At 59.5% G+C, this 8,282-nt stretch carries 19 protein-coding genes; 14 read left to right on the top strand and 5 right to left on the bottom strand.

Translation table 11 applies throughout. From position 1 onward, the window contains the following. Positions 1 to 331: 331 nt before the first annotated feature. The 8 genes from JT360_RS32510 to JT360_RS32475 all read left to right on the top strand — a co-directional run bounded on the left by JT360_RS32510 (position 332) and on the right by JT360_RS32475 (position 2,610). On the top strand, positions 332 to 517 hold the full coding sequence (locus JT360_RS32510; RefSeq protein ID WP_214477435.1) for a hypothetical protein: 186 nt from the start codon (positions 332 to 334) through the stop codon (positions 515 to 517). Between the two features lie 132 nt (positions 518 to 649). Further along, entirely contained in the window at positions 650 to 844 is a 195-nt protein-coding gene (locus JT360_RS32505) for a hypothetical protein (protein WP_214477433.1), read from the top strand. 83 nt (positions 845 to 927) lie between these two features. Next, positions 928 to 1,101 carry a hypothetical protein gene (locus tag JT360_RS32500; RefSeq protein ID WP_250889232.1) on the top strand — a complete coding sequence of 58 codons (174 nt, stop codon included), beginning with the start codon at positions 928 to 930 and terminating at the stop codon, positions 1,099 to 1,101. A 20-nt stretch (positions 1,102 to 1,121) separates the two neighbouring features. Further along, on the top strand, positions 1,122 to 1,553 hold the full coding sequence (locus JT360_RS32495; protein ID WP_214477429.1) for a hypothetical protein: 432 nt from the start codon (positions 1,122 to 1,124) through the stop codon (positions 1,551 to 1,553). After that, positions 1,499 to 1,864 (top strand): dATP/dGTP diphosphohydrolase domain-containing protein, encoded by a 366-nt coding sequence (locus JT360_RS32490; RefSeq protein WP_214477428.1) that lies wholly within the window; start codon positions 1,499 to 1,501, stop codon positions 1,862 to 1,864. The genes JT360_RS32495 and JT360_RS32490 overlap by 55 nt, the downstream gene beginning before the upstream one ends. Before the next feature lie 160 nt (positions 1,865 to 2,024). Beyond that, the gene (locus JT360_RS32485; RefSeq protein ID WP_214477426.1) at positions 2,025 to 2,258 is read left to right on the top strand and encodes a hypothetical protein; all 234 of its coding nucleotides are present in this window, start codon (positions 2,025 to 2,027) and stop codon (positions 2,256 to 2,258) included. After that, entirely contained in the window at positions 2,255 to 2,431 is a 177-nt protein-coding gene (locus tag JT360_RS32480; RefSeq protein WP_214477424.1) for a hypothetical protein, read from the top strand. The genes JT360_RS32485 and JT360_RS32480 overlap by 4 nt, the downstream gene beginning before the upstream one ends. Before the next feature lie 14 nt (positions 2,432 to 2,445). After that, entirely contained in the window at positions 2,446 to 2,610 is a 165-nt protein-coding gene (locus JT360_RS32475; RefSeq protein WP_214477422.1) for a hypothetical protein, read from the top strand. Positions 2,611 to 2,699: 89 nt separating this feature from the next. Here the strand turns inward: JT360_RS32475 and JT360_RS32470 are convergent, their stop codons facing one another. Further along, the gene (locus JT360_RS32470; RefSeq protein WP_214477420.1) at positions 2,700 to 2,999 is read right to left on the bottom strand and encodes a DUF1236 domain-containing protein; all 300 of its coding nucleotides are present in this window, start codon (positions 2,997 to 2,999) and stop codon (positions 2,700 to 2,702) included. 611 nt (positions 3,000 to 3,610) lie between these two features. Between JT360_RS32470 and JT360_RS32465 the strand changes: the two genes are divergently transcribed. Next, positions 3,611 to 3,847: a hypothetical protein gene (locus tag JT360_RS32465; protein WP_214477418.1), complete on the top strand. Its 237-nt coding sequence runs from the start codon at positions 3,611 to 3,613 to the stop codon at positions 3,845 to 3,847. A 687-nt stretch (positions 3,848 to 4,534) separates the two neighbouring features. On the opposite strand, the gene JT360_RS32460 is transcribed toward JT360_RS32465, so the two are convergent. Beyond that, positions 4,535 to 4,723 carry a hypothetical protein gene (locus JT360_RS32460; RefSeq protein ID WP_214477416.1) on the bottom strand — a complete coding sequence of 63 codons (189 nt, stop codon included), beginning with the start codon at positions 4,721 to 4,723 and terminating at the stop codon, positions 4,535 to 4,537. Between the two features lie 712 nt (positions 4,724 to 5,435). On the opposite strand from JT360_RS32460, the gene JT360_RS32455 reads away from it, so the two are divergent. Genes JT360_RS32455 through JT360_RS32445 form a run of 3 tightly spaced genes read left to right on the top strand, consistent with a single transcriptional unit; the run spans position 5,436 to position 6,787 of the window. Next, positions 5,436 to 6,320, top strand: a complete 885-nt coding sequence (locus JT360_RS32455; protein WP_214477414.1) for an ATP-dependent DNA ligase — start codon at positions 5,436 to 5,438, stop codon at positions 6,318 to 6,320. Beyond that, positions 6,317 to 6,589 (top strand): hypothetical protein, encoded by a 273-nt coding sequence (locus JT360_RS32450; RefSeq protein WP_352128956.1) that lies wholly within the window; start codon positions 6,317 to 6,319, stop codon positions 6,587 to 6,589. The genes JT360_RS32455 and JT360_RS32450 overlap by 4 nt, the downstream gene beginning before the upstream one ends. Before the next feature lie 57 nt (positions 6,590 to 6,646). Then, positions 6,647 to 6,787 carry a hypothetical protein gene (locus tag JT360_RS32445; RefSeq protein ID WP_214477412.1) on the top strand — a complete coding sequence of 47 codons (141 nt, stop codon included), beginning with the start codon at positions 6,647 to 6,649 and terminating at the stop codon, positions 6,785 to 6,787. Here the strand turns inward: JT360_RS32445 and JT360_RS32440 are convergent. The 3 genes from JT360_RS32440 to JT360_RS32430 are packed head-to-tail and all read right to left on the bottom strand — an operon-like array spanning position 6,784 to position 7,528. Continuing rightward, positions 6,784 to 7,029 (bottom strand): hypothetical protein, encoded by a 246-nt coding sequence (locus JT360_RS32440; RefSeq protein ID WP_214477410.1) that lies wholly within the window; start codon positions 7,027 to 7,029, stop codon positions 6,784 to 6,786. The genes JT360_RS32445 and JT360_RS32440 overlap by 4 nt on opposite strands. A gap of 2 nt (positions 7,030 to 7,031) precedes the next feature. After that, positions 7,032 to 7,295 (bottom strand): hypothetical protein, encoded by a 264-nt coding sequence (locus tag JT360_RS32435; RefSeq protein ID WP_214477408.1) that lies wholly within the window; start codon positions 7,293 to 7,295, stop codon positions 7,032 to 7,034. An 8-nt stretch (positions 7,296 to 7,303) separates the two neighbouring features. After that, on the bottom strand, positions 7,304 to 7,528 hold the full coding sequence (locus JT360_RS32430; protein WP_214477439.1) for a hypothetical protein: 225 nt from the start codon (positions 7,526 to 7,528) through the stop codon (positions 7,304 to 7,306). A 24-nt stretch (positions 7,529 to 7,552) separates the two neighbouring features. Here JT360_RS32430 and JT360_RS32425 point away from each other — a divergent pair, with 24 nt between their 5' ends. Further along, a complete protein-coding gene (locus JT360_RS32425; protein ID WP_214477406.1) occupies positions 7,553 to 7,846 on the top strand; it encodes a hypothetical protein in 294 nt (97 codons plus the stop codon). Continuing rightward, the gene (locus tag JT360_RS32420; RefSeq protein ID WP_214477404.1) at positions 7,843 to 8,127 is read left to right on the top strand and encodes a hypothetical protein; all 285 of its coding nucleotides are present in this window, start codon (positions 7,843 to 7,845) and stop codon (positions 8,125 to 8,127) included. The genes JT360_RS32425 and JT360_RS32420 overlap by 4 nt, the downstream gene beginning before the upstream one ends. The last annotated feature ends 155 nt before the right edge of the window (positions 8,128 to 8,282 follow it).

Here is an 8,282-nt window from a genome sequence, read left to right as displayed (position 1 = left end):
CCCAGCCAAGGATGCCGCACCTGCCGGCGGCGGCGGCATGGGACACTGAGACCTTGGCATCCGGAGAAGTCCGTGCGTGAGCCGACGCTGCTTCCGTATTCGGCAGGCTTGGGCTCAAGCCGCCGGTCGCCGTTGCGGCCATGCCGGCCATATCCAGGAAGATGAAGAACGTGGTAGCCCCCTCGCGGGAAGGCCTCTCGTCGCACCGGGGGCTGGCTTTGAACTTGTGCGTGGTGCTGTGGACAGTCGTTATCCTGGCAGCAGTGTTTTTTATTCTGCAGGCCTGAACCGATCACGCATCGGTGCAGGTGAGAACGAATAGGACGCAACTATGGCAAACCGCTACGCGCTTCGCATGGACCACAGGGACAGCTGGACCGTTTTCGACGTTTTCACCGGCCAGCCCGCCGAGACCGATCACAAGATCATGGTCGGCATCAATGCCAGCGAAGCGGACGAGATGGTCGGCCGGCTGAACGATCAAGACACCAAGCGGCGGGAACAGGCCGGCCGCTAAGCTGACGCACAGCCGAGCAAACTCGCCGGAATGATTCGCTAAGCACCTGCTCCCATTGTCGCCGGCCACAAACTTGGGCACCGGCGCTCGAGAGCGTCCACCGTACTCCTGTTCCTCGATGGGAGCTGCATGATGGACAATGATTATTCGGCCGATGCGATTTCGACTTTTGACTGCGATATCCTGCGCGACGCCTTCAGAACATCGGTCATTGAAAAGCAGATCTCCGAGGATCAATGGCAGGCATACGCCGCGCTTTTGATCCGCGACTATACTGGCAACTCCGATTTTGATCCGGCGTTGCTGGCATGGATCGTGCGAACATAACTTTAACGCCGTGCGAGCTGCTGGAGCGGACAGCCGCTCCGCGGCCCTTTCATTTTTCCTAAAAGGACAACAAGATGAGGTACATGAAAACCCCGGACGCTCCGGCCATACCGCTCAAGCCGATCGTCGAAGCCGCAAAAATCCTGTCGAAGCGGCTGACGATCAGAATTGACGAAGCAACAAGACGAAAGTTCGCCGACACCGACGGCACGGTGCGGCGGGCGCGTCAAATTGCGGAAAGCAACCGCCTGATTTGATGTGTCGACGTCTTGTATGGATGTCCATGCTCGGCCTGGGCGACCTCCTGCACGCCGACAACGCGCGCAACATGACGGAAAGGTCGGGGAATATCCTCGACGTTGACACTCGCTACGCCAAGACGACCACGACCGATCTCTTGGTCGAGGTGTCCGAAATGAGCGCCGCAAAGCACGACTTAATCGAGATCGTGCTGAAGCCTGGCAACCACGATCCGAACTCGACCGTGGGCCTCGTCCAGGGCCAGCGAATGTATTGGGGCAACTCTAATCGCACAGTGGCCGAAGCCAGCGTCGTTTACATCGACCACGGCCTAAGCTCCGGCATGAAGTACGGCATCGCCGCTGCTGAAGCCGCTGGCCGCCCTGTCGAAATATCGTTCGCTGGAGAACGTCGATGGATGCTGATCTCGCAACCACGACGTTTGGGCCTGTCGAAGCCTACTCACTAAAGCCCGCGGGGCTTCAAAGTCAGCAATTCCAGAACGTTCCGGACGCTCCGCCGGTCGTGGCCGGCCGCCCACCCAACCCGAAGCAAGCCTTCGGCAACAAGAAACCGCCGATCGCATACTTCCCGCTCTCGGCCATCCTGGCGGGCCTGGAGGCGCTATTCGACGGCGCGCTGAAGTATGACCCGCACAACTGGCGCGATGATCCTGTCGAGGCCATGACCTACGTCCACGCGGCGGAGCGGCACCTGAAGCTCTTCAGCGTGGGGAAGATCGTGCGCGCGATACGAAGGTCGACAACGTTGGCGCGGTGATTGCGTGCGCGGCGATCTTGATCGACGCCAGGGCGCACGGAACGATGATCGACAACCGCCGTCACTCGCAAGTCGAGGCCGACCTCCTGCATGAGGCCGAAGCCTGGGTTGCTCGGCTGAAGGCCATGCAGGCGGAGCGAGAGAAGGAAAGGGCGGTCAAATGACGGAGGAAGCCAACACCGCCCTCGATCTCGATCCGAAGGTGAAGGAATTCATCGACAGCCTTACGCCGGAGCGGGTCAAATATCTGGAGGCGTCAATCCAGTTCTCGAGGGACCGGGAAAGCGCCGGCCGGTTCCTCAAGTTCCTCGGCTTGCTGTTCGCCTTCGTCACAGGCGCGATCGTCGCCTGGGATAAGGTCGCGGTCTATTTCATGGGGCATGGAAAGCCATGAGCATCCCCCGGCCGAAATCCTTCCATAGCGCCTTCTGGCAAGCGCTGGCGATCGGGGTTTGCCTGGTCGCCGCCGTCTATGTGGCGCACGCTATCGTCGAACTAACGGCCGACGCTCCGGTGCCGAGTGCGCTTAATCCGGAACTTAGTTCTGTCGAGCAAGTTCGGCTCTAAAGGGATGCTTCGTCATGCCGGAAGCCAAATCTAAGGGCAAATCCGAAGATCATCTGGCTGATTGGCTCGCGAGAGAAACGGGTATAACCGTCGAACAAGCTCGCGAACTGATCCGGATGATCGGACCCTCGATCAACTCGCTTCTGCGAGAGGCGCGGGCCATGAAGCAGCGGCGCTGAAATAGAAGGCCGTGACGCGCGTTTCGCGGTTGCGTACGGCACGCGCCTCGGTCCCGCCGCCAGATCTGGCGGCGGGCGGGTGCAATTCGTCAATCGTAGACCTTCACAATTTTGCGCGTGCTCGGGTCGACCAAAACGGTCCGATTGTCGATTACCACAACACGATATTTAACCTTGGGGACCTCCTGAAGCTCGACTGTGTCGGGCAGGGCCGTGCCGACATTCAGCTCGACGCCCGGAAGCTTGACTGAAGCCAAGGGTTTCTTCTTCACATATTCGTGCACGACGGTGTCCTGCTCCGGCGTGATGACAACATCCTGGGCCGCAACTGCGCCGACGCCAGCCAGCAGCAATAGCGCCGCAGCGGCGCTGGTAAGGTGCATTCTCATACTTTTTCTCCTCTGCAATTCGGCGGCGGTGCCCGCCGACTCTCCGAACTCGCCGGCCGCCGCATCGTTCCTGGTCGGCACTTTGGTCTGATGCTGACCAGACCAAAGTCGCAGGGCGAAAGACGCATTGGTCTGCCCTTTGAGTTGTGGGGAACTGCCTACGGGCTAGGGGTGTTCTTTTCCCGAATGTATGGAGAAATCAAATGGATAGAAGTGTTAGCCAAGCGCGCTGGTTACTCGCCCCCGTCTTCGCGACTGCCCTTACCTTTCTTGCGGTGGGATTGATTCTTGGCTGACATATCATGGATAAGCGCAGCTACGTCCCTTCCTGCGCTGATAGGACCCGCGAACCGCCTCGGTGGTTGGCGGGTCCTCTATCTTCACCGTGTGTCGGGCCTGTCTCGGTGCGCTGAACTTGGTCGCCTTCGCGTCCGCTGCTGTTTGCTTCCTGCAGTGATTTGCGTTCCGCCGTAAGCCTAAGGTCCGGGGAGCGGCCCGACTGAGGTCTTAGGGAGCAACCGACGCGTGGCGAACACGTTAGCGCGAGCGCAGAGGAGGCATTTAACGGGGTATACGTCATGCCGGTGGCACGCCATTGAGCGAGGCAAGCAGTGACCTTTATTCCTAGATCGAACATACAAGAGCGCACAACCCACGCTGCAAATGACAACGATGCTGATGCCGCCGGATTCGTGTCCGTTCTGGACGCCATCTCTTTGGACGACGATGCCAAGATAGATGACCTTGTCAGGCGGACGGAGCGCATGGCTATTGCGGTAGTTATTGGAATGGCGATTTGCCTGATCGCCATCCCTGGAATCTATTTTGCTCTGGTCTATCGAATGTAGGCGTGACCGAACGGCTTCTCGCGGCGTCCGAACGGGTGAGCAGGCGAGCGGCTCGGGGGGCGCCTGGCAAATTCGGTCTGGTGAATGGCTACCGGCTTCTGCCTGGGCGGCCGAGCACTTCGTCGCTGGAGCGTAGGCTTCTCAGGTTTCTGAGGTAGCTCGCAAAAATCGACAGCTTCTTTTCATAGCCTATGCGCACCATAGCCTTGCAGCTATCGCATCTGAAGCCTCCGATCGTTCTGAGCCACGAACCAGGCCTCACCATCGCATGTGAACAGGCCGGGCAGTGAAACTCCATTGGTATGTCGCGCAGTTCATCGGACAAAGTCATTCCGTCATTGCTCCCGAACCCGATGCCCCAGCTCCATGAGTGGCGGCCTCCAGTTTTGACCGAGGCTGAGAACAGACAGAATGGCGGGAGGTTCCAGGCTTGGTCTTCTGGCCGATCAGGAAACGGACTTCAGTCCTACCGTAAGCCGGGTTTAGCGTGGCAAAGTCCGGCCAAGCGCAGTCGCGTTCGTGCTGCTTTTCATGGCCGCCAGCTTTTGGCTGGCGGCTGAACTTTTCATTTATTCGCCTTCGGTGATTATCATTTCACCGGCCCAGCAAGAGGCCCGTCAATGACGTTTCGCCTTGGTGAGTTCGAGGAAGAGCCGCAGTCGGTGCGCCGGGTGCATCGGCGGGCGGCTATAGGGGACCGATCACGCCTTCCATTAGAAAGGCTCCCAGCGCGCTCATCAATGCCTCGGCGGTTTCCTTGTCGAGTTGCAACTCGACCTCATCATCGTCATCCGTGATCAGCAGCAAGGTGCCTTTCAGCGGACTGCGCGATGTGACCACCACATCGTCATCCTGAAACTCGACTTCGCGGACCATGGCCTCCGTCCTCGATCGTGCCAGCATGCCGCACGAGTGACCGGAAAGGAAGCGGCGGCGGGGGAGGTTAGGGCCTGGCGCCACAACCTACTGATACCGCTTCGGGGTTTTGCGCAGAATTATTTTTCCCCGGTGTGGAACATTGTTGCGCCGAAACGCTTCGGCCATTGCACTGTTGCCATCCTCCAGTGCGAGACCACAGGTAAAACTGGCCCGCGGCCTCAACGGTGGCGGGCCTTTTGGTTGCGTGCCAAAGGCGGGTGCTGCTGGCTGAGGGCCTCAAACCTCTGCCGGGCCCGCATCGCCCCAGTGGGGGCGCAACGGTGGCGGCTTGGAAAGTCGCTGTCTCAATTTTAGCAAAGGCTGACGGAACAAGCTCTCGCTTCTGAAGTTCTTGCGGCAGGAACCATTGCAGACGAGATCGACACTCCAAAGCCTCCGAAGTCCGTCTCGGGCCACCGGCAAATGTCGCTTTGCATGCAGCGCTTCGTACAGAATAGCGAAGGGCCCGTCAGCGGCTTGAGGGAAACAGTGACGGGCCCCGCTAGTTGCTTGGAGGACACCAAGCCCAGTCAGAACGTCGATGTCGGAAGCATGTTCCTCCGGTAAGGAAAAAGAAAGTTGGGACGAAGCGCGGTGCACGGCGGCAATTTCCGTTTTCGGAACTATTTTAGCTAAAGCTGATTGAATCGCGTCCTTTGCGAGTCAGTGCATGCGTCTGAAGTTCATCAAGCCGATGGAGCCCGAGCTGGTCGACACGCCACCGCAGGGCGATGATTGGCTGCATGAGATCAAATTCGATGGCTACCGCACTCAGGTCATCAAGGATGAAGACGGCGTCCGGCTGATCACCAAGAACGGCTACGACTGGACGGGCCCCTATATCCAGCTTGCCGGCGAAGCAGAAGCGATTGAAGCGGAAAGCTTCATCATCGACGGCGAGGCGATCAGCATCAATGAGGCGGGCCTGTCCGACTTCCACGCTCTTCAATCCGCCGTCACCAGCCGCAAGCCGTCGCGCGACCTGTACTTGGTGGCATTCGACCTCCTGCACCTCAACCGGCACGATCTGCGCAACATGCCGGTGGAAGACCGCCGCGAGATCCTTCAGGAGTTGATCCCGGCCGGCGGCCGCATACAATTCAGCGAAGCGATGCCGGGCACGGGCAATGCTGTCTATCACCTCGTCGACCAGGCTGGGCTCGAGGGCATGGTGTCGAAGCGCAAGGGGAGCGCCTATCGCAGCGGCCCGACGATGAACTGGCGCAAGATCAAGTGCTATGCCGAGAAGGAGATGGACATCATAGGGGTGCAGCGCGAGGCCGGCAAGCCGGCGATGGTGCTCATGGCTGAGAACGGTCGCTATATGGGCGGCGCCTTCGTCACCTTCAGGGCCGATAAGCGGCAGGCGCTGTGGGATCGTGTGCGGGGCAAGGCTGGCGCGCCGCCGCCGAAGGGGCTGACGAAGGACAAGGCCGAATGGCTGAAGCCTGGTTTGGTCGGCCGTGTGAAGTTCCTGAAGGGCGAGGAGATGCTGCGCCACGCATCGCTAAAGGACTTCCGGGAAGAGCGCGCGCCTAAGGAGCCAGGAAGGTGACCGAAGACGCAATGGCTGCTGCTCTGGCAGCCAGGAATAAGGATGCGCAGATTCTCGGCGTGTTCGATACCACCACCGAATCTGCTGCCGCGATCGGCTCCTGCCGGTTAGGAGAGGCCGTCCAGTTTGTCGCTAATGCTTCGATCCTGGGTTACGACGTTCATGCCGCGATAGTCTCGTATGGGGAACCGGGAAGCCCGAGCCTTAGGGTTAGGGATTGCGAGCAGTTGTGGGCGAAATATGGAGAGGCCTTGTTTCGACAGGGCTAACGGCAAAAGCCTCGTGGCAATCGAGCGCAGGCCCGCAAAGACGGCAAGGAACGCGCTGTGCCGGAGTTCTGGCAGGAATACGCTGAGGCTTGGCTGCAGGGGTTCGACTGCGAAACTATCGCCGGCAACGGCAAGATCAAACCCATTAGCGACCAGTTGGAAACGGAGGTCGACGAGGCCGCTGTCGAGAACGACTAAATCGACTTTCCGGCGCGGATCATGGCGCGAGTGATGGCCAACTGTGCTTCCATCTTGGCGTTCTCCTTCTGAGTCATGTTGTCAGCAGCAATGAGCAGCTTCAACGACCGTAGGATTTCGCCACGTGCCCACCCGGCTTCCAGCATGCAATCGACTATCGCTTGAAAGCCGGGTTCCATGGCTTCCTGGCACTCGATCTCACGATCAGGGTAGTCGTCGTCTCGTCTCGGCCGATTGATCATCGTCACTCCATATCGGGCACTTCGCCATCGGTGAAAAGCACTGTCGGCGATCCATAGTCGCCCAGCGCCGGGTCTGCATCACGGCTCCAGGCTATGACACCTACATGACGTCCCGCCAGCGCTTTCGCGGTGCGGATCGCTCGGTCTTCGCTCTGTTGGTCAACCGGACCATACGCAGCGAACAGCTCACCGTCCTCGCCCCGGTCGAAGGCAACGACGACGATCAGCTTCGGCTTTTTCTGGGTAGGAAGGACGTGATCGGACATGGATGCTCCTACAAGTAGCGATCCCCGGCGGCGCGGTGCGCCAGGCAGAACCAATGGGGCGTCTGCCTCGGCCGCGCAAACCCGAACGGCGCCCGCATGCCGCACCCAGCGTGCTCGCAGAGGTGATTTTCGATCCGGGCGGCGGGACGCGGGGCGGCGATCATGCCTTCGGCCAGTCTCGTCGCTTCATCACTCATGGCTAAAAAGATTCCACAGACCTGCTTGACGATCAAGCGAAATGTTCCTTTTTTGTTCTAATGGCGCACGATCCGATCGACACGCTGGGCAAGGCGACCCGGCACAACATGCTCGTCAAAGCGGAATGCAGTTGCGGCAATGTCCGCTACTGCCGTTCCGCCGATTTGATGATGGTCTATGGCGGCGGCGTCGACCCGCTGTCGCTGAAATTCGACTGCAGCCGATGTAAGCCCCAGATCAAGATCACGCTGCTCGAGGTCCACCCCGAACATCTGCCGAAACGCCTGGTGATCCACAAGCCCGTGAGGATGGACGGCAAGATCGTTTGGCATACGGAGCGATTTCGCGGATGAAGAAGACCCTGGCTGACACCTTGGCCGCCCACGAAAGCGTTTACGTCAACTGCGGGCACCCAATGTGCTCCAAATCAATAAGGCTCGATATCCAGGCTCTGATCGATAGGCTCGGCCCCGATCACGGATCAATGCACCAGGATCTTGTGGGGCTGTTCGTCTGCCCCGCATGCGAGGCCGCAGGACGCGATCGGCGGCCGGTGTTCTTCACAATGATTCCTGATTACGAGGCCTATCAGCGGGAGCGGAATCGAGACTGGAAGCCGACTTTCCCGCGTTGAATATTCCGCGTCTGTTGCAAAAGTAGCGCAGACTTTTGGCGGAAAGATACGCAAGATCAGAACTTGGTGGTTTGGGGACGACGGCATGAAATTCGCGCTCATCTTTTCCGCTGCGCTTCTGGCAGCCTCTACTCCGGTCTTGGCGGCCGACCTCG

It is taken from the genome of Mesorhizobium sp. dw_380 (genome assembly GCF_018588885.1).
Lineage (GTDB): Bacteria > Pseudomonadota > Alphaproteobacteria > Rhizobiales > Rhizobiaceae > Mesorhizobium.
The sequence above is the reverse complement of the archived record's forward strand: the minus strand, read 5'-3'. Positions and strand labels throughout refer to the sequence as shown.

Bases quoted from the DNA above. Each gene is read 5' to 3' on its own strand.
- JT360_RS32510 (WP_214477435.1), top strand. From the start codon at position 332: ATGGCAAACCGCTACGCGCTTCGCATGGACCACAGGGACAGCTGGACC.
- JT360_RS32505 (WP_214477433.1), top strand. From the start codon at position 650: ATGGACAATGATTATTCGGCCGATGCGATTTCGACTTTTGACTGCGAT.
- JT360_RS32500 (WP_250889232.1), top strand. From the start codon at position 928: ATGAAAACCCCGGACGCTCCGGCCATACCGCTCAAGCCGATCGTCGAA.
- JT360_RS32495 (WP_214477429.1), top strand. From the start codon at position 1,122: ATGTCCATGCTCGGCCTGGGCGACCTCCTGCACGCCGACAACGCGCGC.
- JT360_RS32490 (WP_214477428.1), top strand. From the start codon at position 1,499: ATGGATGCTGATCTCGCAACCACGACGTTTGGGCCTGTCGAAGCCTAC.
- JT360_RS32485 (WP_214477426.1), top strand. From the start codon at position 2,025: ATGACGGAGGAAGCCAACACCGCCCTCGATCTCGATCCGAAGGTGAAG.
- JT360_RS32480 (WP_214477424.1), top strand. From the start codon at position 2,255: ATGAGCATCCCCCGGCCGAAATCCTTCCATAGCGCCTTCTGGCAAGCG.
- JT360_RS32475 (WP_214477422.1), top strand. From the start codon at position 2,446: ATGCCGGAAGCCAAATCTAAGGGCAAATCCGAAGATCATCTGGCTGAT.
- JT360_RS32470 (WP_214477420.1), bottom strand. From the start codon at position 2,999: ATGAGAATGCACCTTACCAGCGCCGCTGCGGCGCTATTGCTGCTGGCT.
- JT360_RS32460 (WP_214477416.1), bottom strand. From the start codon at position 4,723: ATGGTCCGCGAAGTCGAGTTTCAGGATGACGATGTGGTGGTCACATCG.
- JT360_RS32455 (WP_214477414.1), top strand. From the start codon at position 5,436: ATGCGTCTGAAGTTCATCAAGCCGATGGAGCCCGAGCTGGTCGACACG.
- JT360_RS32440 (WP_214477410.1), bottom strand. From the start codon at position 7,029: ATGATCAATCGGCCGAGACGAGACGACGACTACCCTGATCGTGAGATC.
- JT360_RS32435 (WP_214477408.1), bottom strand. From the start codon at position 7,295: ATGTCCGATCACGTCCTTCCTACCCAGAAAAAGCCGAAGCTGATCGTC.
- JT360_RS32425 (WP_214477406.1), top strand. From the start codon at position 7,553: ATGGCGCACGATCCGATCGACACGCTGGGCAAGGCGACCCGGCACAAC.
- JT360_RS32420 (WP_214477404.1), top strand. From the start codon at position 7,843: ATGAAGAAGACCCTGGCTGACACCTTGGCCGCCCACGAAAGCGTTTAC.